This is a genomic window from Bacillus sp. AR8-1 (assembly GCF_008042345.1).
In the GTDB taxonomy this organism is placed as follows: Bacteria; Bacillota; Bacilli; order Bacillales; family Bacillaceae_G; genus Bacillus_A; species Bacillus_A cereus.
The window spans coordinates 41,991-63,358 of the sequence record NZ_QNUB01000059.1 but is presented as its reverse complement, the minus strand read 5'-3'; the positions used below and the strand labels follow the sequence as shown (position 1 = coordinate 63,358).

Genomic DNA, 21,368 nt, shown 5'->3' with positions numbered 1-21,368 from the left:
GTACTGTATTATTTATAAACGAGGACATGTAATAGAAAAAGCCCCTCTCTATTTGAAGGACTTTTCACCTGAAGGCAATAATATATCTTATCCTAAATTTGAAATCATTTTTTCAGTTGTAAAAGATTGGATTACACTATTCGTTTGTTCTTCAAATTTCTCATGTAACATCTTCAACGCTACTTCTGTTCTATATATTTCCTGACGGATAAAATGCAGTTCTTTTTTATCGCACGTATCTTTTTCATTCATTTCAATTTGTTGATACTTCTCTAAGTGTGATTGCAATTTTAACAGCTCATCCATCGTTTCCAATTGTTCTCCCACCAACTTATCAAAATCGTTCATTACTTACCCCCTTTTGGATTTCTTCATCAGTTATTATTCCTAATTACATATTTCTAATCTTTAACTTCCTTCTCCTTTGACAACATTTGTTGACTTATTAGAAGTTATGTCGTTCACTTTCTTTTCATTACAATGACCCGCACACAAAGAAAACACTTCTCTCGAATTGGAGAAGTGTTTTTCTTTCATTACTCGTTTGAACTAGAAGATTGTGATTGTTTTGCAGCTGACTTAGCATTTTGTTTTTTCACAGCATGCACGTCTGTTTCAGTTGCAAATTCTGTACCATAACTAGCGTTTGCACTTTGTGCACCAGAAGCTTGTGCTTTCTTTGCTTCTGATTGTGCGTTTGCTTGTTTTACTGCTTGTACATTTGTTTCAGTTGCAAACTCTGTACCATAACTAGCATTTGTACTTTGAATACTAGCACCAGAAGTTGCCTTGTTATAACCTTGTTGTTTTTTACTCATCTTTCTCACCTCCACAATCAATAATGTAACCAATTCAACTAGAAGCTATCCGTAATTTTCTTTTAAAAAAATTCCGCATATATCTCTTGTTACTCATTCAAACTATAGAAAATGGAGGTGGAAATATGTATATAGGACGCGATATGACTGAACTAACGATGCTTTCAAAAAACGAATGGAAAGAAGATGAATTAGCTTATTTTCATCATTCATTACAACAGATTTTGCCCTATTTAAATGCGGAAGGGCAAAGTATTTATAAAGAAATTGTAATAGAGATCGAATCAAGGGGCGGCTTACAAGAAGGTGATGCCAGTTGGACTCATGGGACAAAAATTTCTTACGATTAAAAAAGTGTTCCCAATTTAGGGAACACTTTTTTGTTTATTGCATTGTAATTTTCTCAACACAACTCTCATAAATCGTACGATGCGATTTAGAGAAAGGTAACTGCTCAAATGCTTCTTTCGATACAAGTTTCAATGTATCTGTTTCAACAATATCACCGGTTACTTTTCCGTAAAATACAAATATATCCCAAGTACGATGTGTAAATGTATGTTGTACATTCATTGCGTACTCATCAATAGAAATCGAAAGCTCAAACTTTTCCTTCATATAATCTATAAGCTGTTCTTTCTGACTTCGAATCCCTTCGCCAAGTTCAATATTCGGAAACTCCCACATATTAGCTAATAATCCGCTACTTGGACGTTTATTAATAACGTAACGACCATCTTCAGTTTGAAGTACTCCTGCAACAAGCGGTACCATTGTAGGAGCTTTCGCTTTACTTTTTACTGGTAGTTCTTTTTGAACACCTTCAGCATATCCTCTGCAATGCTCACGTACAGGACAAAGTAAGCAAGATGGATTTTTTGGAATGCAAATCAATGCACCTAACTCCATCAAACCTTGATTAAAATAAGATGGATTTTCTTTCGAAATAATTTCACGCACAATTTCTTCAAAAACTTTTCGAGTCTTTGGTTTTGCAATATCATCCCATACTGATAAAATGCGAGATAATACACGCATAACATTTCCATCAACTGCCGGCTCTGGTATACCATATGCGATACTTAAAATAGCACCTTTTGTATATGGTCCGACTCCTTTTAACTTTTCAATTTTCTTTACATCACTTGGTACAACCCCGCCGTATACTTCTTTTACCTCTTTTACTGCCGCATGTAAATTACGTGCTCTAGAATAATACCCTAAACCTTCCCATGCTTTTAATACTTCTTCATCATCTGCGTTCGCTAACGCTTCAAGTGTAGGAAACTTCCCCATAAAATTTGCGTAATATGGTTTTACAGCTTCTACTCTTGTTTGCTGTAACATAATTTCAGAAACCCAAACGCGGTATGGATCTTTATTCTTTCTCCACGGTAAGTCGCGCTGTTCTTCTTCAAACCAACCAATTAAATCATTTTGAAACTGCTCTATATTAAAATTTTTTAGTATTTCAAGTGTCAAACTTGATCCCCCTCATTTTTTTGCATATAAGTACTATTATAAAGATTTTAGGAAAAAATTTAAGTAAGATGACATAGGAAATTGAAGGCAAAGGACTTGAGGTATCGAATAAAAAGAGTTACATTAATAAAAAACGGAGGTGGATTTCTATGGACACAGCCACTCACCTTGTTATGGGTATCACTTTAGGTAGCTTAGCAACATTAGACCCAGCCATAGCACAAAGTGATATTGGCCCACAAGCTGTTATGCTTGCTACAATTGCTGGTTCCAACATTCCTGACATTGACACAGTTTTAAAATTGCGTAATAACGCTAAATATATAAGAAATCATCGCGGAGTTACTCATTCCATTCCCGCGGTAATTCTTTGGTCATTCCTTATAAGTGGCATCTCTTTCGCCTTCTTTTCAGACGCTCCATATCTTCATCTACTACTTTGGTCATTTATTGCAGTCTTCCTTCACGTCTTTGTAGATATTTTCAACGCCTATGGTACACAAGCATTACGGCCTTTCACAAAAAAATGGGTCGCACTCGGCGTGATTAATACATTCGATACCGTAATTTTCTTTATCCATATACTTGCAATTGCTTGCATGCTCGTCGGTTCTCATAAAGGATACACTGCCTTAGCAGCATATATATTAATGATTGTTTACTATATCGGACGAATTATGATGCACAGAAATATAAGAAGCGTTGTACACAAACGTTTCAAAAATGTCGAAAAGATTATCATTTCTCCTTCTTACCGATTTTATCATTATCATTTAGCAGTCGTTACAGCTGATTATTACTACGTTGCGAGATGGCACCGTGGTAACATCATGATATATGACAAGTTCGATCGGGTACCGTTCCCAGACAATGATATTATGCGAGCAGCTAAACAAGATGAAAACATCTCAGCCTTCCTATCTTTCTCTCCTGTATATCGCTGGGATATTTTTGATCATGATCATTATTACGAAGTACGATTCATTGATTTACGGTATCGAAGTAAAGATTATTATCCATTTGTCGCGATTGTTCAGCTAGACCATAATTTAAATATTATTAGTTCCTATACGGGATGGATTTTTAGTGAAGAAAAACTTCGAAAAAAACTGGAATTACTTCCACATTAAAAAAAGCGACTCAAGTCGCTTTTTTTTAATGTTTCAAATGATCTTCTTGATTAATTAAATGACTATACTTCGGATTGTTTGTACGCATTTCATGAAGGCGTACACCATGATTATTAATCCATGATCGTACCACTTGTTCAGTCATTTCCTCACCTTGATAACGCCCTGATTTTGCATAAGTTGTTTGAAAATCTTCCCAAAGTAATTCAACCCATGCACGAGCTTGTCCGTAAGAAAGCTTGTCATTCTTGTCTAATAATTCTTTCGTTAATGCTTCATAAATATCATTCATGTTCTAATCTCCTTTTACCTATTTATCCCTTCATTTCTAAAGGATAGTTTCTTCTGTTTTGCACATTCTATAAGTGATACTTCTTAAAGAGGTATCAACTGATGAGGAGGAGGGCGTTCGCAATGGGTAAACAAGCCGAATTTTGGTCTGAGTCAAAAAACAACAGCAAAATCGACGGTCAGCCGAAAGCGAAATCACGCTTCGCTTCGAAGCGACCTAACGGCACAATTAACACGCACCCACAAGAACGTATGCGTGCTGCAAATCAGCAGGAAGAGTAGTACAAATTAAATTAACTTCCTACACGAGGTGATAAAGATGAGCTACCGTGATCGCTTAGATAGTCGTTCTGAATTATTTAACCATACGTGGACTCGTCCAAAACATGCGAAAGCGCAAGTTAACGGACAGACGCAACAAACCCAGTCTCTCATTATATTGGCAAATGAATGTAAAAAACGCCAATTTTAGAATCTCCTATCTCCTTTAACGCCTACCAAAGATGAAAACCAGAGAGATATGTGCTCTCTGGTTTTTATTTTTCTTGCAATAAGGAAATTGGTATGCCAATCTCTTCATTATCATTTTGCTTATATCCCCAAGCAAATACCCCATTGAAATACGTAATTTTAAATAATACACCAGGTTCTTCTACTAATTCATATATTTCACCAATACGGAACTTGTTTATATCCGTCATATAAGCACGAGCCATTGCCATTTTTCTCATTAATACATCAAATTCATTGACAATCCCAAGCTGCTCAGCTTTTACTGCTTGCTCCTTCAAAGCGCCAATTTCTTCCCTTAGCTCATGCGGTGTCATTTCACTGTAGCGTTTTGGCATATTCATCTTATTCTCCTCATTCCTCTTCGCGTTTCATTTGCAAAAATATCTCAATTTCATCAATAGAGAATCCTTTTCTATATAACGCTTGCTTCATCTTGTTTTCAAATGTCCATCCAACATGCTTCTTATATTTCTCATAATATTTATTCCCATGATAGTGTAACGCTTCTTGTTGCTTTTCGTCATCTCTTTCGTCTTTCAATTCTTCCAAACAAATTTGAATTACTTCTCTAGAATATCCTTTTCGAACAAGCATCTCATCTAACTTTAGCTTCATTTGTAAAAAAGAATGCTTTTGATAAGATTTTTTCTTCTTTTCTATGAGAAACAAGGCATTCTCAATTTGCTTTTCCTTCGGATATTCTTGTAAACTGTGCATAATAAGTAAATCTTGAACACCTTTATTTAACAACTCTCTTTTAATAACAGTTGGACCTTTTCGATTCACATTACTTTGCGTTCGCGTATATAAAACAGCGTACTCTTTATCATTAATATATCGGTCATGTAATAATTTCGAAACGACTTCAGAGATGATGGCTTGTCCCACTTCTTTTTTTCGTAAAAAATCTTCTATTTCTTGTTTTGTTCTCATTTGATAGGATAAATAGGAGATTGCTTGTAAATATGCTTTTTGTACCTCTTCATTGTACAAAATATTTCCTAACTCTATTTCATCAATTTCTAAGCCTTTTTGTAATCCATGTTTCATTAAGATTACTTGATCCACACTAAACCCGTACTCTTCACCTTGGCCTTTATCAATATAAATATTAAATCGTTCTTTCGATCGTTTTTGTACTTCTATTTTTGTAATGACAGCCATACTCTCACCTCTCTATTATTTTAACATAGTCGAGGAACATTTTTTCTTTTCAAGAATATATATAATGAGGAGGAAATACTTGTGAAAATCGCAATTTCTGGTGGTACAGGCTTTATCGGTAAATATCTTTCTACTTTTTTTGTTCAAAAAGGATATACTGTTTACATCCTCACACGAAAAAAAACTACTGAAACTTCCGACCCTAAACTTCAGTATGTTCAATGGACACCAGATTTACAAACCTTCCCCCTCTCTTCTATTGATGTAGTTATTAATCTAGCCGGAGAGTCTATTAATAGTAGATGGACAAAGAAACAAAAGAAAGCCATTTTAAACAGTAGAATTCAAACAACAAAAGGACTCATTAAACAATTGCAGGCACTCCATAAAAAACCACATACATTTATTAATGCAAGTGCTATTGGATACTACGGAACATCTGAAGTAGAGTCTTTTACTGAGCAACAAGAAACTCCTGGAAATGACTTTTTAGCAGAAACAGTATTTTTATGGGAACAAGAAGCAGCTAAAGCATGTTCTCTCGGAATAAGAACAATTTACACAAGATTTGGCGTTGTATTAGGTGCAGATGGCGGAGCCTTGCCAAAAATGTTACTTCCCTATCAATTCTATATCGGCGGCACCATTGGTTCTGGGAAACAATGGTTATCATGGATTCATATAGACGATGTCGTTCGTATGATGGATTTCATCATACACAAAAAAGAAATTGATGGTCCTCTTAATATGACAGCACCAACACCTATAAGAATGAAGGAATTTGGAAAGACCATCGCTGCTGCAACGAGAAAACCACATTGGCTGCCTGTCCCTTCATTTATGCTTCACGCCTTATTAGGTGAGATGAGCATACTTGTACTAGAAGGGCAACATGTATTACCTAGTAAAGCAATTAAACATGGATACCAATACACATTTCCGGCAATAGACCATGCATTACAAAATATACTTTCGCATACAATGTAGTACTTCTAAAACACAATTTTACATGGGCCCTTTTAAAACTTTCATTTTCTAGGATCCGAAGCATTACCATACAAATAACCTTTCAGTTACTTTCCCTTAACTTCCATGAGCATTATAAAGTAACAGAAATGAGGTACCTATGAAAATATTGCTCAAACAAGCCATTGTATACCCTATTACATCTCCAAAGTTTCAAGGCGATGTACTCGTTACAGGAGAGCGAATTACCGAGGTCAAACCTTTTATTCAACCTACTCAAGATATGACCGTTATAGATGCACGAGCACTCCATCTCTTACCTGGCTTTATTGATGTCCATACTCACCTTGGTCTCTATGATGAAGGTACTGGTTGGGCTGGAAATGATGCCAATGAAACATCTGAAGTTTCAACACCACATATTCGTTCTTTAGATGGAATCCATCCTCTCGATATCGCCTTTCAAGACGCTGTACAAAATGGAATTACAACCGTTCACGTTATGCCTGGCAGTCAAAATATTATCGGGGGTACTACTTGTGTAATAAAAACAGCTGGAACTTGTATTGATCATATGATTATTCAAGAACCTGCTGGTTTAAAGATTGCCTTTGGAGAAAACCCTAAAAAAGTCCATAGTAATGGAACAAAAGAATCCATAACACGTATGGGGATTATGGGGTTACTTCGGGAATCATTCTATGAAGCACAACACTACGGGCACGAAGCTGATTTTCGAATGCTTCCTATTTTAAAAGCATTACGTCGTGAAATACCCGTACGTATCCACGCCCATCGAGCAGATGATATTAGTTCTGCGCTACGCTTTGCAACGGAATTCAACCTCGATCTACGTATTGAACATTGTACAGAAGGACACTTTCTTGTTGAAGAGCTTTCGAAACACAATTTGAAGGTTTCAGTTGGTCCCACTCTGACACGCCGTTCTAAAATCGAACTAAAAAACAAGACATGGGATACTTACCATATATTATCCAAAAATGGTGTGGAAGTTTCTATAACAACAGACCATCCTTATACACCCATTCAGTATTTAAATATTTGTGCTGCTGTCGCAGTAAGAGAAGGGTTAGACGAGAAAACAGCACTAGAAGGAATCACCATATTCCCAGCGCGAAATTTGCGGTTAGAGGATAGAATTGGAAGCATCGAGGTTGGAAAAGACGCCGATCTCGTGTTATGGACTCATCATCCTTTCCATTATTTAGCCAAGCCTGTACTAACTATGATTGATGGAAAAATAATTTACAAAAAAAATAAAAAAAACTAGTTTATTTTTTTGACTAGATAAAGTATTATACGATTATAAACTGAATGAAACCATAATCAATTTGTGTCGTGATTATCATTTTCAAATTGATGAATGGGGAAGGCAAATGGTGCGCCACCAGCGTTAGAAACTGGTTCTAGTGGGTTCGATTCCCACCCCGAAATTTTTTAAAGATTGATATAAAAATTTCGAGGGTGGGGTGTTTTTTCGTCATGCTACCCTCGTGTGAGGAGGAGTTAGTATGTTGAAAAAACGCGACTTACACGACAGCCACGTTCTATACGAGTTAATGGTGGATCCAGCTGTCTTCCCTTTTGTGCGTCAAAAGGCTTATTCTTATGAAGAATATTTATTCTTAACGAAACAAACGATTGAAGCTGAAGAGCGTGGTGAATTAATTTCACGCACAATTTTAGATGAATGGGGTAACCCTATCGGAACAATTACTTTATTTGATGTGCAAGAAAAAGCTGGATTTCTCGGGACATGGCTTGGCAAACCATATCATGGAAAAGGCTATAATAAATTGGCAAAAGATTCATTTTTTAGTGAACTTTTCTACGAATTAGATATTGAAACAATTTTCATGCGTATTCGTAAAATAAATATTCGTTCTATTAAAGCTGCAGAAAAACTGCAATATGTGAATCTAGCAAACGAAACAAGAAAAGCCGTATATGATGAAATTAACGCAAACGAAGAAGTATATAACTTATATGAAATTCCAAAAGATCAATACACACTTGCTACAATGCGAGATACAACCTTCCAAGATGCTCATCAATTAAAAGAAGCATAATCTAAATTTTCTGAAATGATAATCAATCATTAACATTTTCCATATGCGTATATCCCCTCATGTCTTTGGAAACGATAAATAGTAACTTTAAGACACGAGGTGATTTGTAATGGATAAAAAGAAACGTGATAAAGCAAAAAACACATTATCTAGTACACAAGAAGTTCTCTATCAACGCGAATTTCAAAAAGCAGATCGTGCAGCAGGATATCGCTCGAAAAGCATTTAAAGTGAAAATGAATAATTAGAAGTTTCCCCCCTAATTATTCATTTTCATTACATAATTTTCTCGACTGATAGAAGTAAGCAAAAAGACCCCTTATGCTTATGCATAAGGGGTCTTTTTGCTGTGGACAACTTTATCCACAAAACTGATGCAATTGTTAGTAATTTTCAAAAATACTTAATATTTTTCTATATTAAAGCATATATCAGCTGTTTTAATTGTGGATATTTTTCTAAAAATTGTGGACAATGTGGATATAGTTGTTAATATTCCGACTTTACTGTTTAATGAAAGCGCATTTTTTTGTGGATAACTGGCTAAATTTTCTTTGAAAATAATAAAGAACCCTCTTTACATATACAAAGAGGGTTTCATATTAAGTAAAAGATTGTGCAAGAGTAGGTGATTTAATAGGTATATGACGCGGTTCTGCATGATTTTCTGCCAAAATTGCATCTACAATATGACCAGCTGGCTCTGGAAGATAGATGCTTTTCATTGCTTCTTTCATTTGAAGAAGCTTCACATCATCTTGTAATAATGCCTCTGTTTTTGCGAAAACCTCACTATCATCGCGAATGACAACTGCTGCTCCTTTTTTTTCAAAGTACATCGCATTTTCATTTTCTTGTCCTGGAACAGGCTTATATAAAATGACAGGTACTTGCAACGCTGCTGCTTCACTTAATGTTATTCCGCCTGGCTTCGTAATCATACAAGAAGTAACTCGGAATAATTCATCAATATTTTCAACATACCCAAACACTTTTAATGCATCGGAATTTTGCTTCTGTAAACTTAATAAATCATGTTTTAAAGCTTCATTTTTTCCACAAACGACAACTACTTGTAAATTAGGCACTGACATAAATGATTGGCATAGTTCTTTTACATTTCCTAATACCCCATGAGCACCTGCTACAATTAGTAAAATCTTTTTATTCTTACATAACTGATATTTATTATATATGATGTCTGAATTTACCTTTAACTCAAAACTACTCCGAATTGGAATTCCTGTTTCAACAATTTGTTCCGCAGGTACACCGATATCAACCATCAATTCTTTCACGTGATCCGTTGCAACAAAATAACGATCTACTTCTCGATGAATCCATATTTTGTGCACGCAAAAATCCGTTAATACGTTATAGACAGGAATTGAAATCCCCGTTTGTTTTTTCAATTCTGGTACAGCAATAATTGGAAATGTATTAATTACAATATCAGGTTTCTCCACCTGTAACAGTGTTTTCAAACGTTTTCTTCCAAAGTTCGCATACCAAGATGCTATTTTCTTATCATAAATTTTTTCTACCCCGTAATAAAACAAACGATATAATTCTTTTCCTATTGTATAACTTTTTAAATATAGATATTTTGTAATGTCAGTTATAAATGGATGTGATTCTCCAAACAAGTCGCATACAATAACATCTTCAATTCCTTTTTGGCGAAATGTTTGTTCTAATGTTTTTGCTACTTGCACATGACCATTACCGTAATGTGCAGTTAATATTAAAACCTTGGGGTTTTTTATCAAACAAATCCACTCCTAGCTTTTTGTTTCTCCATATTGCATATACGACAATAGGAAAAACATTTTCCTTAAAAATTACATAAACAGATTCTAATAATTCCCTTTTCAGCTATGTACCTGTCGTGGATATGCAAAGCATATAAGATTGACCCCTTAATCCTATCTGTGCTCATATCTTTACATTATACTTTCCTATAAGAGCTTTCGCAATAACTTACAAATCTTCTCTATTCCATGATACTCACTCTTTTACTTCTTAATTCTTTTTACTATTTTGATTTCCCTTTACAATTATGTAAATTTATCCACTTAGTCCGTACAAAATTATGGATATTCTACTTTCAGTATACTCTTTTATCAATATATACTCTAGATTTTATTGTAAAGAAAGCAAAAAGCCTAATCCAATATTTGGATTAGACCGCTTGTAAAATATGTTTAGCATGTTCTACATTTTTCTCAGTAGGTGGTTCTACATTTGCGAGTGGGTACTTGTGTCCAAGCGCCTCCCATTTATATACACCAAGCTTATGATATGGTAACACTTCAACTTTTTGAACATTAGACAGACTTTGAATAAAGCTAGATAGTTTTTGTAGATCCTCTTCATTATCCGTAACACCAGGAACTAATACGTGTCGTACCCAAATCGCTTTATTCTTATCCGATAAATAACGAGCAAATTGTAAAATATGTTCATTTGGTTTCCCTGTTAATTTACGATGCTTTTTGGAATCGATATGTTTCAAATCCAATAAAACTAAATCTGTATAATCCATTAAAATATCTAGCTTATTTTGGAATTCTGGTTCCTCAGAATAACACCCACCAGAAGAGTCGATTGTTGTATGGATACCAGCCTCTTTACACTTTTTAAACAACTCAATTAAAAAGTCTAGCTGTAATAATGGCTCTCCACCGCTAACTGTTATACCGCCTCCGGAGGCTTCAATAAATGGAAGGTAACATGTCACATCCTGCATCACTTCTTCAACTGTTATTTCTTTACCTTTACCGATTTCCCACGTATCAGCATTATGACAATATTGACAACGTAATAAACACCCTTGTGTAAATATGACATAACGAATCCCTGGGCCATCAACAGTACCACAAGACTCTACAGAATGTATTCTTCCTTTTACCATGTTACTTCCTCCTTTATTGAAACAGCCTCCCTTCGCTATGTATTAAAAGCGAAGGGACACTTTTTTCATTTACATGCTTTCATGCATTGTACGGTTAATTACATCAATTTGTTGTTCACGAGTTAATTTAATAAAGTTTACAGCGTAACCAGATACGCGAATTGTTAATTGTGGATATTTCTCAGGATGTTCCATTGCATCCATTAATGTTTCACGATTAAATACGTTAATATTTAAGTGATGGCCTTCTTTTACTGCATAGCCATCAAGCATAGATACTAAGTTACGTACTTGTACATCATCTTCTTTACCAAGTGCTTTTGGAATAATAGAGAATGTATTAGAAATACCATCTTGTGCATCTTCATATGGTAATTTAGCTACAGATAATAATGAAGCTAATGCACCTTTTGTATCACGTCCATGCATTGGATTTGCACCTGGTGCAAATGGTTCTCCAGTACGGCGTCCATCTGGAGTGTTACCAGTTTTCTTACCGTATACAACGTTAGATGTAATAGTTAAAATTGACATTGTATGAACGGAATTACGATATGTTTTATGTTTACGCAGTTTATTCATAAATGTTTTCACGAGATTTACAGCGATCTCATCTACACGATCATCATTGTTACCGTATTTTGGGAAGTCTCCTTCAATCTCGAAGTCAACTGCAATACCATTTTCATCACGGATTGGTTTTACTTGTGCGTATTTAATTGCACTTAATGAGTCTGCTACTACAGATAGACCCGCGATACCTGTTGCCATTGTACGAAGAACATTTGTATCATGAAGTGCCATTTCAATACGTTCATAACTATATTTATCATGCATGTAATGGATAACATTTAATGTGTTTAAATATAGACCCGCTAACCATTCCATTGTCATATCAAACTTATGCATAACTTCTTCGTAATTTAGTACTTCAGAAGTAATTGGTGCGTACTCAGGACCAACTTGTGCTTTTGATTTTTCATCTTTACCACCGTTAATTGCATATAATAATGCTTTCGCTAAGTTTGCACGAGCTCCGAAGAACTGCATTTGCTTACCGATTCTCATTGCAGATACACAACAAGCAATTCCGTAATCATCGCCGTAATCAGCACGCATAATGTCATCATTTTCATATTGAATTGCTGATGTTTTGATGGACATTTTCGCACAGTAGTTTTTAAAGTTCTCTGGTAATTGTTTAGACCAAAGAACTGTTAAATTCGGTTCTGGAGCTGGTCCTAAATTATCTAATGTATGCAAGAAACGGAATGAGTTCTTTGTTACTAATGGACGACCATCTAATGCCATACCACCGATAGATTCAGTTACCCAAGTTGGGTCACCAGAGAATAATTCATTATAATCAGGTGTTCTTGCGAATTTCACAAGACGTAATTTCATAATGAAGTGATCTACAATTTCTTGTACTTCTTCTTCTGTTAAAGTACCATTTGCTAAATCTCTTTCAATGTAAATATCTAAGAATGTAGAAGTACGTCCAAGACTCATTGCAGCTCCGTTTTGCTCTTTAATCGCTGCAAGATATGCGAAGTATAACCACTGGAATGCTTCTTGTGCATTTGTTGCTGGTTTAGAAATATCGAAACCATGAGAAGCAGCCATTTGTTTTAGTTCTTGAAGTGCACGCATTTGCTCAGATAACTCTTCGCGTAAACGCATTGTATCTTCGCTCATTACACCACCAGTTAAATTCAAATCAGCTTTTTTCGCTTCAATTAAATGATCAATACCATATAATGCTACGCGTCGATAGTCACCGATAATGCGTCCACGACCGTATGCATCTGGAAGACCAGTAATAACACCTGATTTACGTGCATTTCTCATTTCTGGTGTATAAGCATCAAATACACCTTGGTTATGAGTCTTTCTCCAATCTCTAAAAATACGACTAAGTTCTTTGTCCATTTCGTATCCATAAGATTCACAAGCTTGTTCTGCCATACGAATACCACCATATGGTTGTAAAGAACGTTTAAATGGTTTATCAGTTTGGAAACCGACTACTTTTTCAATATCTTTATTTAAGTATCCTGGGTCATGTGATGTAATAGAAGAAACAATTTTTGTATCCATATCAAGAACGCCACCGTTTTCACGTTCTTTTGTTGTTAAATCCATTACTTGATCCCAAAGTTGTTTCGTTGCTTCAGTTGCTTCTGCTAAGAAAGATTCGTCTCCTTCGAAAACGTTTACATTATTTAAAATGAAATCGCGAACATCAATCTCTGCTTTCCATTTTTCACCTTTAAAGTTTTCCCATGCGTTTTTAACATTTTCTAATACTTGAGTCATCCTAATCTCCTCCATTTTTGATTAGTACAGGACTAAGATTTTTTATATAACAGCTTACACACTTAGAATACTACTTTTTTACGAAAGTGAACGAAATAGTTGTGACATGTTTGTGAAATGTTGAGCAAACTACTATATATATAGTGTTAACTTCATTTAAAAGTCTTTAAAATTAACCCTTTCCTTAATTGTATTTTTTTGGTATCCTTATATACGAGTCCTATTTTGTAATATAAGAACAATACCCATTGTAGAGCTGTAATACTCTTATCTCCTAATCTGTTATAGTTTTTATAACAGAACAAAAAAGTGTACACATGTTGTACACTTTTTTTGTTACTTCTATAAAACATCTCTTTTTCTATTGCCATCATAGAATCCGCCACGATTGTCTGTTGATGCAATTATTTGCTCTAGTCCTTCTATATGATCACCTATAATTCGAAGTACAGCTGGAGGATGACCTATTTTTGCAAAATGTTCACTGGGACGAATACGGTTCATCTTATCAACCTCAACACGACATACACATGCAATTTCAAATCCAGAAAGAAGAGCCTTCACCTGTGCTACACAAGGTGACAATAAAGATTTGTATCCAATTGCTTTCAAACACTTGTGGCTAAATGCATTAGGTACCGCAATAAGTGAGCCTACCCCTAAATCCTTTCTATCACAAGCTAAATTTAGTGCATACTTAAATGCAGTTACAAGATGAAGTGGTACTCTTAAATCTAAATAATGATTTAAATCATTTAATGCGACGTCCTTTCCATCTGCAATAGCTTTTGCAAAAGGATATAGTTCACTAGCTGGAATAACAAAATCACCATCTATAAATAACACAATTTCTCCTTTTGCAAAATAAGTTCCAAGTGAACGCCCTACATCGTTTCCAAGGGCTTCTTTATATACAATGGTTGTTGCGCCTTTGTCTTTTGCAATCGTTGCTGTTTTATCTGACGAACCATTTACGACAACGATGATTTCAAAAGGTTCAATTTTACGAAGCTCTTCTATAACCTTTCCAATTGTTTTCTCTTCATTTTGTACAGGAATAACAACCGATAGTTGCTTTTCTCTATACAAATTGGATGTAACGCCCCATCCTTGATAAAAATCTTCGAAATTTAAAGTATGATAGACGCTATCCCTTTTCCTATTTCCATCATAATATCCCCCGCGTATATCACTGCTTACTATTCGTTCTGCAACTGCTTCTATATGATCACCTATCATTCGTCTTTCAGATTGAGAAAGGTTCGTTCCATATGCAGCATGTTCAATCGGTCGAAATTTATTCGGCGTAATAACATCAATAGCACAATGACGGTTAATTCTCCATTTACTTTGTGCTATACGTAAATGAGCTACAATAGGATTAACTAAACATTCATATCCAATACTTTGGACGACTTCTTTCGTCAACGCATGAGGTACAGATAATAAAGAATCTATCTTTAATTCTTCACGCTCTAACATTGCATTTAATATTTGACGCCACACTGTAACGGAATGGGGTTTTTGTTTCTTTAAAAACAATGCGTCCAAATTATTTAAAACGATGTCAGTCTGATCATGTAAAATTGGATTAAGAAACAATTGTAATTTGGAAGTTGGAATAGCAAAGTCCCCATCTATAAATAGTAATACATCACCTATCGCATGTTTTGCGCCAACTGCACGCCCAACATCGTTTCCTAATAGTTCTGTATACCTGATTACTTTACAACCTAGCTGATCAGCAACCTCTTCTGTACCATCATTACAACCATTTGCTATGACAATAATCTCTACTGGATTTAACGGTTTTACCGATTGAATAACGTCTGAAATCGTATCTACTTCATTACTTGCAGGAATAATAACTGATAGCGACTTAGCCATTGTTTTCTTCACGAAACCATTTAATAGTTTCTTTCAATCCTTGTTCCCACGTTACTGTCGCTTGAAATTGAACAAGTTCTCTTAACTTTGTTACGTTCGGCCTTCTATTCGGAATTTCTTCAAAGCCATGTGGATATACTTCCTCAAAAGGAACTTTTACAATTTCCGAAGAAGATTTCGTTAGTTTTTTTATTGTTTCTGCTACTTCTTTTATACTCTGTTCGTTCTCAGAACCTATATTAATAATCTCACCATTTACCTTCTCATCCATTGCCCGAATTGTTGCTTCTACCGCATCACTCACATACGTAAAGCAACGTGTCTGCTTTCCATCTCCATATACGAGAATGTCTTCTCCTTGCAAAGCTGCACGGATAAATCGCGGGATTACCCCTGCATATGGACCATCTTTCGCTCTTGGACCATAAATATTAAAATAACGAACAATCGTTACAGGTAAGCCTTCTAATGCGTATCCTAAACATAATGTTTCTTCTAACGTTTTACAAACTGCATAACTCCAACGAATTTTAGAAGTTGCCCCATACAATCGATCTCCTTCTTCAGAGAAAGGCGGTTTGCCTTTACCATACACTTCTGAAGTAGATGCAAAAACTACTTTCTTCTTTCCTTTTAATGCTGCTTGTAAAATATTTCTCGTTCCGTCAAAATTCGTTTCAATGAGCTCTATACTTTTTTCCATTGTCGTTTTAACACCTAAAATTGCTGCTAAATGAAACACTACATCATGTTGATTTACTAATTCATAAATAGAATTTTTATCTAAAACACTTATTGGAATAACTCGAATCTCTCTCATTAGCTCATTATGATACTTATTTTTCCCTTTATAGAAGTTATCCACAATTGTGACTTTATAACCCCTTCTCACCAACTCTTCAGCTAAATGAGATCCAATAAATCCGGCCCCACCTGTAATTAAACATTTCTTACTCATACACTCACCTTCTTTATAATTCCCCTTGTATCTATTACTCGGTTCATTCCTTTAAAAAGCTTCCAATCGATATTAGAGTGGTCAGTTAAAATTAAAATACAACCTGCCTCTTTAACTGTTTGTTCATCCAAAGCAACAGATTGATACACCTTATCTCCAATTTCCGCGGAAGAAATATATGAATCATGGTATTTTATCTCGTATCCTTCTTTTATTAGTAATTGAATAATTGGCAAAGCCGGTGATTCTCTCAAATCATTTACATCTTTCTTATATGCGATTCCTACAATTAAAACTAGTCCGGGTGATTGCACCATACCCTTTACTTTCCGGACTATTTTCTCTGGCATTTCTTCATTAATTACATGTGCCGCCTCAATTAATTGACTAATTGCCCCATTCTTTTTTATTCTCCATTGAAAATATAAGGGGTCTACAGGAATACAGTGCCCCCCTATCCCTGGTCCTGGCCAATACGGAGTAAATCCAAAAGGTTTTGTAGATGCCGCTTCAATGGCCTCATAAAAATCAATCCCTAAACTTTCACATAATGTGTTTAACTCATTTACTAAAGAGATGTTAACTAAGCGCTGAATATTTTCAAATAGCTTACACATCTCTGCTACTTTCGGCGAACTAACAGGTACAACTACGTCAAAAATGGTACTATATAAATCCTGTACTTTTTGTTTACACTTTTCTGTTTGTCCACTAATAACTTTTGGAATAGATTGAACTGAATATTGACTATTTGCTGGATCAATTCTCTCAGGGGAATATCCGATATAGAAATCTTCTCCTACCTTTTGGCCAGCTTGAGAAATAATAGGAATAATAACTTCCTCAAGTGTGCCTGGATATGTGGAACTTTCAAAAATGAAGGTTTGTCCTTTTTGGAGATTTTGTTGTATATAATGCGAAGCTGAAATGAGGGCACTTAAATCTGGTTCTCTTCGTTCATTAATTGGAGTTGGAACAGTAACAATAACATAATCACTACTTTGGAAATCAGTAATACCTTTATCTGGTGTATTTACTATTAATTTATTTTTAGTCAATAAACTTTGCAACACTTTAGAAGAAACATCTGGAATATAACTTTCTCCTTTTATAATCGATTCTATTTTTCTAGTATCTTTATCTAATCCAAGTACGGTATGTCCTCTTTCTGCAAAATGGACTGCCAAAGGAAGACCAACATACCCTAATCCAATAATAGCTACTTTACTACTAGCATTCATCTGTATTCTTTTCTTCCTTTCTCAATTGTTGAATAGTGTCTCTATCGCGATCTCCATCTGTAAAACTCCCACGTTCGTCTGTATATTGTAATAGATAAGCAATCGCCTCAAGTTGATCACCGAAAATACGGTCAAATGCCGGAATACGTCCATTTACAAATCCATGTTGCTCCGGGCGTACCCGATTGGTTTTTATAACATCTACAAATTCTACTGCTGTAATAGAAAAAACCTCCAAAATAGCTTTCATTTGAGCTAATGGCGGAATAACAAGCGAGTCATATCCTATTTTCTCTATTACCCTTTTATGCATAGCATGTGGTACTGCCGTTAATGAGTTATTCCATAAATCCGGTCTTTTCGCTACTAAATTCACAAAATATTTCCCCATACTAATTGGATCTGCAGGATGAAACATATCTAATAAGCATTGTAAATCATTTAAAACCACGTCACTTCCATCTTCAACAGCTTGCAAAAATGGAGTGAGCTTTTTTGCTGGAATAACAAAATCACCATCAACGAATAAACAAATATCTGCCGTAGCATGCATGGCACCTATCGCTCGTGCTACATTATGTCCAAGCGCCTCCCCGAATTCAACAACAATAACATTCTCTAGCTTTGCCTGTTTAACAGTCTCAAAATCTGCTCCATTCGCGACAACAATAATTTCATCTACCCCTGCTTTTTTTACTTCTTGTATAACAAATCTTATCGTCATTTTTTCTTCTGACACTGGTATAATCGCACTATATTTCGCTTTTTCCTTCTTTAATACAACTGGTTTATAGTTCCCTATAAACTCCCTATCCCTGTTTCCCTCCGAAAAACCGCCGCGTTTACCATATGTTTCGATTACATATTGCAAAGCACGTAAATGATCACCCATAATACGGCTAGTCGCTTTCGGATAAGGAGAACCAGGTGATGTTCCTGTATGCACAGGACGAACCTTATTTGTGTGAATTACATCGACCGAAGCCGTATCAACAATATCTACTCCTCTAGACATCGCTATCGCTTGAAATAGTGCTGGATCTGCTAAATTCCACCACCCAAGTTTCTCGATAACTTCCCTGCTCATCGCATGTGGAATTGCAATTAAAGATCCAACAACAAGCTCCTTTTTATTCAAATAACGATTCAACATGAACTTTCCAACTGTCGTATAATGTGGTCTCATCTTTAAATAAACCGACCATGTTAAATTATTCACAACAATTTGATGCCCTTGTCGAATTCCTTTCACGAAACGTTGTAACTCTTTACTATCAATAACAATATCACCATCTAAAAACAAAACAATTTCACCTTTTGCTTCTCTAGCTCCAATAGCCCGTCCAACATCATTGCCAAGAGAATGTTTATAATAAATCACGTGACAATGATGTTGTAACGCTATGTCTTTCGTTCCATCTGTCGAGCCATTATCTACTACAATAATTTCGTAAGGCTTGAGCTTCTCCACTTCTACTAAAACTTGTGATAAAGTACTCGCTTCATTGTGCGCTGGAATAACAACTGATACTCTCATACTTGTATCACGCTTACCCTTCCAAGCGAACATAAGCAATAATAGGAGTACGCACAATTACATCTTCCGGTGGTCCATAAGAAGGAGAAGTACGAACACTTACCGCCCCATCTGTCACAGATAAAAGAATGCCTGTAACAATTTCTACAGCTGTCACAACTTGCACTAATTCACCAACATGGTTACGTAATTCATCAGTAAATAACATATATAGCTCTCCTTTCTTACACTTCTTTAATTGATATAATACTTGTAAATGGTAATAAAACTTCAGTTCCTATACCTTCTTGCAATGTTAAGAAATCATCACCGACTGCTACAATAACGCCTGTTAATTGTCCAACTGTCACCGTAATTTCAACATTTTTACCTAAATACTGCTTTGCAATTTCTTTAAAAGGTGATGTATTGCATTCTTTTAAAATGTTGCAAATAATAGATTGAAATTGGCTTGATTTTATAAATTCTTCCGTAGCTTGCTTAGAGTTTCTTTGAATAAACCTTGCAAAGTTTTGCGAAAATAAAAGTCGTTCCACAGCAGGCAATAATTTATCATCTAAAAAATAGCTTAATTGTCTATTAAACAATCTTGATAATTTATGCCAATATTTTCTGAACAGACACATACACTTCTCCTCCTATTATTTTTAGATTATAAAATTTTACATCCATACATCTTAATGTATACAAAATAGATATTTTTGTGATAGGTAAGGCATACATTTTCTAAAAGAAATATTTGTTTCAGGGCAAAAAAAAACTATCCAAAAGGATAGTTTCTTACACTTCAATATTTCGCAACATCGTATAAATGTCATTATTCACTTTACCAAATGATTTAATGTTGTTTTGAATGTTAGATAATAAAACAACATACACACTACCATTTTTACTAAATCCATTTAAACAATTCCAACCTGGCATTACACCGTGATTCGAATAGCTTCCTGGGTCTACGTACCAGCCAAATCCGTAATCTTTTTTCACGGCTGTAAACATTTGATCATAACTCGCTTTTGAAATTAACTTTCCAGAGTATAACGCTTCGTTAAATAAATATAAATCATGTGCACTCGTATATATATCACCACAACCATATAGTTGTGACATGCTCGGAATATTAGGTGTTGTCATATTATTATTTACTATTTTATAACCCGTTGATGGGAATCTTGTTTGTTCTAACGCTGTGCCAAAACCAGAATGTTTCATACCGGCAGTAGCAAAAATATGTTGTTTAATATATTCTTCAAGCGACTGTCCACTTACCTTCTCGGCAATGTATGCAAGTATAGAGTAGTTCGAATCGGAATACTTCCACTTCTCTCCTGGACCACCAATACGCTTTTGATTTCCTATCCGCTTTATCAGTTCTTCATGGGAAATATCTTCTTTTCCTTGCTCATATTCTGGAATCCCTGATGTATGTGTTAATAGATGTTTTAGCTGAATACTATTACCTTGTGGAAAATCTGGAATATACTTCGCAACAGTATCTTCAACTTGTAATTTATTTTGATCTTTCAATTGCATAATAGCAGTTGCTACAAACGCCTTTGAAATAGAACCAATATAAAAAGTCGTCTCTGAATTATTCGGTACTTGCTGCTCTTTATTTGCCATACCGTACCCTTTATTCAGAAGAACTTTTCCGTTCTTCACAATAACAGCTGTCCCGCTAAATCCTGCGTTTTGTAAATACTGGTCCAATTGAGCGTTTTCATTAATTTCTTGAGGTGGTCCTTCAACAGGCTGTTCCGCAGCTTGCGCTTGCTTCACTTGTTCTTCCTGCTCTTTTTGTTTTTGCTTTTGTACTTCTTGTTTCTTTTTTTCTTCTTTCTTTTTTAGCTCTTCTTGTTTCTTCATTTCTGCTGCCGCTTTTAAAGTTTCTTCTTTCTTATTATGCGCAACAATTTTTGTATACATGAAATATACAAGTGATAATAGTAAGACGAAAATGATTGTCCTTTTTATGTATACAATCGGCCGATTTGCTTTCCCATTCGCATTATTTTTTTCCTGATCCATAATTGCTTTTTTCCCCTTACTCACCAATAA

Annotated in this window: 25 protein-coding genes; 8 read left to right on the top strand and 17 right to left on the bottom strand. The window is 35.2% G+C overall.

Annotated features, from left to right (window positions below; genetic code table 11):
• Positions 1-87: 87 nt before the first annotated feature.
• Together DN400_RS27710 and DN400_RS27705 are read right to left on the bottom strand one after the other, a co-directional pair.
• Positions 88-348, bottom strand: a complete 261-nt coding sequence (locus DN400_RS27710; RefSeq protein WP_000997586.1) for a YgaB family protein — start codon at positions 346-348, stop codon at positions 88-90.
• 188 nt (positions 349-536) lie between these two features.
• Positions 537-818: a gamma-type small acid-soluble spore protein gene (locus tag DN400_RS27705; protein WP_000039034.1), complete on the bottom strand. Its 282-nt coding sequence runs from the start codon at positions 816-818 to the stop codon at positions 537-539.
• Positions 819-943: 125 nt separating this feature from the next.
• On the opposite strand from DN400_RS27705, the gene DN400_RS27700 reads away from it, so the two are divergent.
• Positions 944-1,168, top strand: coding sequence for a hypothetical protein (locus DN400_RS27700; protein WP_000275439.1), 225 nt, complete (start codon positions 944-946; stop codon positions 1,166-1,168).
• 34 nt (positions 1,169-1,202) lie between these two features.
• On the opposite strand, the gene mutY is transcribed toward DN400_RS27700, so the two are convergent.
• On the bottom strand, positions 1,203-2,300 hold the full coding sequence (gene mutY / locus DN400_RS27695) for an A/G-specific adenine glycosylase (RefSeq protein ID WP_000171383.1): 1,098 nt from the start codon (positions 2,298-2,300) through the stop codon (positions 1,203-1,205).
• Between the two features lie 149 nt (positions 2,301-2,449).
• Here mutY and DN400_RS27690 point away from each other — a divergent pair, with 149 nt between their 5' ends.
• Positions 2,450-3,430, top strand: a complete 981-nt coding sequence (locus DN400_RS27690; protein WP_000379115.1) for a metal-dependent hydrolase — start codon at positions 2,450-2,452, stop codon at positions 3,428-3,430.
• Between the two features lie 25 nt (positions 3,431-3,455).
• Here DN400_RS27690 and DN400_RS27685 read toward each other — a convergent pair whose 3' ends face one another.
• The gene (locus tag DN400_RS27685) at positions 3,456-3,722 is read right to left on the bottom strand and encodes a YfhJ family protein (protein ID WP_000998159.1); all 267 of its coding nucleotides are present in this window, start codon (positions 3,720-3,722) and stop codon (positions 3,456-3,458) included.
• A gap of 122 nt (positions 3,723-3,844) precedes the next feature.
• Here DN400_RS27685 and DN400_RS27680 point away from each other — a divergent pair, with 122 nt between their 5' ends.
• Both DN400_RS27680 and DN400_RS27675 read left to right on the top strand, forming a co-directional pair.
• The gene (locus DN400_RS27680; protein WP_000517891.1) at positions 3,845-4,003 is read left to right on the top strand and encodes a small, acid-soluble spore protein K; all 159 of its coding nucleotides are present in this window, start codon (positions 3,845-3,847) and stop codon (positions 4,001-4,003) included.
• Between the two features lie 37 nt (positions 4,004-4,040).
• Positions 4,041-4,193 carry a YpzG family protein gene (locus DN400_RS27675; protein WP_000122093.1) on the top strand — a complete coding sequence of 51 codons (153 nt, stop codon included), beginning with the start codon at positions 4,041-4,043 and terminating at the stop codon, positions 4,191-4,193.
• A gap of 64 nt (positions 4,194-4,257) precedes the next feature.
• Here DN400_RS27675 and DN400_RS27670 read toward each other — a convergent pair whose 3' ends face one another.
• Together DN400_RS27670 and recX are read right to left on the bottom strand one after the other, a co-directional pair.
• Positions 4,258-4,575, bottom strand: coding sequence for a YfhH family protein (locus tag DN400_RS27670; protein WP_001057023.1), 318 nt, complete (start codon positions 4,573-4,575; stop codon positions 4,258-4,260).
• A 10-nt stretch (positions 4,576-4,585) separates the two neighbouring features.
• On the bottom strand, positions 4,586-5,398 hold the full coding sequence (recX, locus tag DN400_RS27665; RefSeq protein ID WP_090978258.1) for a recombination regulator RecX: 813 nt from the start codon (positions 5,396-5,398) through the stop codon (positions 4,586-4,588).
• An 81-nt stretch (positions 5,399-5,479) separates the two neighbouring features.
• Here recX and DN400_RS27660 point away from each other — a divergent pair, with 81 nt between their 5' ends.
• The 4 genes from DN400_RS27660 to DN400_RS27645 all read left to right on the top strand — a co-directional run bounded on the left by DN400_RS27660 (position 5,480) and on the right by DN400_RS27645 (position 8,683).
• A complete protein-coding gene (locus tag DN400_RS27660) occupies positions 5,480-6,385 on the top strand; it encodes a TIGR01777 family oxidoreductase (RefSeq protein WP_000684406.1) in 906 nt (301 codons plus the stop codon).
• A 139-nt stretch (positions 6,386-6,524) separates the two neighbouring features.
• Positions 6,525-7,655 carry an amidohydrolase gene (locus DN400_RS27655; protein ID WP_000698297.1) on the top strand — a complete coding sequence of 377 codons (1,131 nt, stop codon included), beginning with the start codon at positions 6,525-6,527 and terminating at the stop codon, positions 7,653-7,655.
• 241 nt (positions 7,656-7,896) lie between these two features.
• The gene (locus DN400_RS27650; RefSeq protein ID WP_000914737.1) at positions 7,897-8,454 is read left to right on the top strand and encodes a GNAT family N-acetyltransferase; all 558 of its coding nucleotides are present in this window, start codon (positions 7,897-7,899) and stop codon (positions 8,452-8,454) included.
• A gap of 109 nt (positions 8,455-8,563) precedes the next feature.
• Positions 8,564-8,683, top strand: a complete 120-nt coding sequence (locus DN400_RS27645) for a YfhE family protein (RefSeq protein ID WP_000358482.1) — start codon at positions 8,564-8,566, stop codon at positions 8,681-8,683.
• Positions 8,684-9,056: 373 nt separating this feature from the next.
• On the opposite strand, the gene DN400_RS27640 is transcribed toward DN400_RS27645, so the two are convergent.
• From DN400_RS27640 to DN400_RS27590, 11 genes are all read right to left on the bottom strand, one after another.
• On the bottom strand, positions 9,057-10,223 hold the full coding sequence (locus DN400_RS27640; protein WP_098255966.1) for a diglucosyl diacylglycerol synthase: 1,167 nt from the start codon (positions 10,221-10,223) through the stop codon (positions 9,057-9,059).
• Positions 10,224-10,636: 413 nt separating this feature from the next.
• Positions 10,637-11,368: a pyruvate formate-lyase-activating protein gene (pflA, locus tag DN400_RS27635; RefSeq protein WP_000238463.1), complete on the bottom strand. Its 732-nt coding sequence runs from the start codon at positions 11,366-11,368 to the stop codon at positions 10,637-10,639.
• A gap of 69 nt (positions 11,369-11,437) precedes the next feature.
• Positions 11,438-13,687 (bottom strand): formate C-acetyltransferase, encoded by a 2,250-nt coding sequence (gene pflB, locus DN400_RS27630; protein WP_000195468.1) that lies wholly within the window; start codon positions 13,685-13,687, stop codon positions 11,438-11,440.
• 152 nt (positions 13,688-13,839) lie between these two features.
• On the bottom strand, positions 13,840-14,061 hold the full coding sequence (locus tag DN400_RS27625) for a hypothetical protein (RefSeq protein ID WP_002094217.1): 222 nt from the start codon (positions 14,059-14,061) through the stop codon (positions 13,840-13,842).
• The gene (locus DN400_RS27620) at positions 14,030-15,574 is read right to left on the bottom strand and encodes a glycosyltransferase family 2 protein (protein WP_139213322.1); all 1,545 of its coding nucleotides are present in this window, start codon (positions 15,572-15,574) and stop codon (positions 14,030-14,032) included. Before DN400_RS27620 ends, DN400_RS27625 begins: the two co-directional genes overlap by 32 nt.
• On the bottom strand, positions 15,567-16,532 hold the full coding sequence (locus DN400_RS27615; protein ID WP_097996758.1) for an NAD-dependent epimerase/dehydratase family protein: 966 nt from the start codon (positions 16,530-16,532) through the stop codon (positions 15,567-15,569). The genes DN400_RS27620 and DN400_RS27615 overlap by 8 nt, the downstream gene beginning before the upstream one ends.
• Positions 16,529-17,773, bottom strand: a complete 1,245-nt coding sequence (locus DN400_RS27610; protein WP_000994262.1) for a nucleotide sugar dehydrogenase — start codon at positions 17,771-17,773, stop codon at positions 16,529-16,531. The genes DN400_RS27615 and DN400_RS27610 overlap by 4 nt, the downstream gene beginning before the upstream one ends.
• Positions 17,763-19,310, bottom strand: coding sequence for a glycosyltransferase family 2 protein (locus tag DN400_RS27605; protein ID WP_025118422.1), 1,548 nt, complete (start codon positions 19,308-19,310; stop codon positions 17,763-17,765). The genes DN400_RS27610 and DN400_RS27605 overlap by 11 nt, the downstream gene beginning before the upstream one ends.
• 13 nt (positions 19,311-19,323) lie before the next feature.
• On the bottom strand, positions 19,324-19,518 hold the full coding sequence (locus tag DN400_RS27600) for an LSm family protein (protein ID WP_000899476.1): 195 nt from the start codon (positions 19,516-19,518) through the stop codon (positions 19,324-19,326).
• A gap of 16 nt (positions 19,519-19,534) precedes the next feature.
• Positions 19,535-19,936, bottom strand: coding sequence for an LSm family protein (locus DN400_RS27595; protein ID WP_000335542.1), 402 nt, complete (start codon positions 19,934-19,936; stop codon positions 19,535-19,537).
• 154 nt (positions 19,937-20,090) lie between these two features.
• Positions 20,091-21,338 (bottom strand): serine hydrolase domain-containing protein, encoded by a 1,248-nt coding sequence (locus DN400_RS27590; protein WP_000371817.1) that lies wholly within the window; start codon positions 21,336-21,338, stop codon positions 20,091-20,093.
• Positions 21,339-21,368 lie beyond the last annotated feature (30 nt).

Bases quoted from the DNA above. Each gene is read 5' to 3' on its own strand.
- DN400_RS27600 (WP_000899476.1), bottom strand. From the start codon at position 19,518: ATGTTATTTACTGATGAATTACGTAACCATGTTGGTGAATTAGTGCAA.
- DN400_RS27670 (WP_001057023.1), bottom strand. From the start codon at position 4,575: ATGAATATGCCAAAACGCTACAGTGAAATGACACCGCATGAGCTAAGG.
- DN400_RS27620 (WP_139213322.1), bottom strand. From the start codon at position 15,574: ATGGCTAAGTCGCTATCAGTTATTATTCCTGCAAGTAATGAAGTAGAT.
- DN400_RS27595 (WP_000335542.1), bottom strand. From the start codon at position 19,936: ATGTGTCTGTTCAGAAAATATTGGCATAAATTATCAAGATTGTTTAAT.
- recX (WP_090978258.1), bottom strand. From the start codon at position 5,398: ATGGCTGTCATTACAAAAATAGAAGTACAAAAACGATCGAAAGAACGA.
- DN400_RS27610 (WP_000994262.1), bottom strand. From the start codon at position 17,773: ATGAATGCTAGTAGTAAAGTAGCTATTATTGGATTAGGGTATGTTGGT.
- pflB (WP_000195468.1), bottom strand. From the start codon at position 13,687: ATGACTCAAGTATTAGAAAATGTTAAAAACGCATGGGAAAACTTTAAA.
- DN400_RS27605 (WP_025118422.1), bottom strand. From the start codon at position 19,310: ATGAGAGTATCAGTTGTTATTCCAGCGCACAATGAAGCGAGTACTTTA.
- DN400_RS27655 (WP_000698297.1), top strand. From the start codon at position 6,525: ATGAAAATATTGCTCAAACAAGCCATTGTATACCCTATTACATCTCCA.
- DN400_RS27590 (WP_000371817.1), bottom strand. From the start codon at position 21,338: ATGGATCAGGAAAAAAATAATGCGAATGGGAAAGCAAATCGGCCGATT.
- DN400_RS27680 (WP_000517891.1), top strand. From the start codon at position 3,845: ATGGGTAAACAAGCCGAATTTTGGTCTGAGTCAAAAAACAACAGCAAA.
- DN400_RS27690 (WP_000379115.1), top strand. From the start codon at position 2,450: ATGGACACAGCCACTCACCTTGTTATGGGTATCACTTTAGGTAGCTTA.
- DN400_RS27650 (WP_000914737.1), top strand. From the start codon at position 7,897: ATGTTGAAAAAACGCGACTTACACGACAGCCACGTTCTATACGAGTTA.
- DN400_RS27675 (WP_000122093.1), top strand. From the start codon at position 4,041: ATGAGCTACCGTGATCGCTTAGATAGTCGTTCTGAATTATTTAACCAT.
- pflA (WP_000238463.1), bottom strand. From the start codon at position 11,368: ATGGTAAAAGGAAGAATACATTCTGTAGAGTCTTGTGGTACTGTTGAT.
- DN400_RS27685 (WP_000998159.1), bottom strand. From the start codon at position 3,722: ATGAATGATATTTATGAAGCATTAACGAAAGAATTATTAGACAAGAAT.
- DN400_RS27710 (WP_000997586.1), bottom strand. From the start codon at position 348: ATGAACGATTTTGATAAGTTGGTGGGAGAACAATTGGAAACGATGGAT.
- DN400_RS27705 (WP_000039034.1), bottom strand. From the start codon at position 818: ATGAGTAAAAAACAACAAGGTTATAACAAGGCAACTTCTGGTGCTAGT.
- DN400_RS27700 (WP_000275439.1), top strand. From the start codon at position 944: ATGTATATAGGACGCGATATGACTGAACTAACGATGCTTTCAAAAAAC.
- DN400_RS27615 (WP_097996758.1), bottom strand. From the start codon at position 16,532: ATGAGTAAGAAATGTTTAATTACAGGTGGGGCCGGATTTATTGGATCT.
- DN400_RS27645 (WP_000358482.1), top strand. From the start codon at position 8,564: ATGGATAAAAAGAAACGTGATAAAGCAAAAAACACATTATCTAGTACA.
- DN400_RS27625 (WP_002094217.1), bottom strand. From the start codon at position 14,061: ATGATGGCAATAGAAAAAGAGATGTTTTATAGAAGTAACAAAAAAAGT.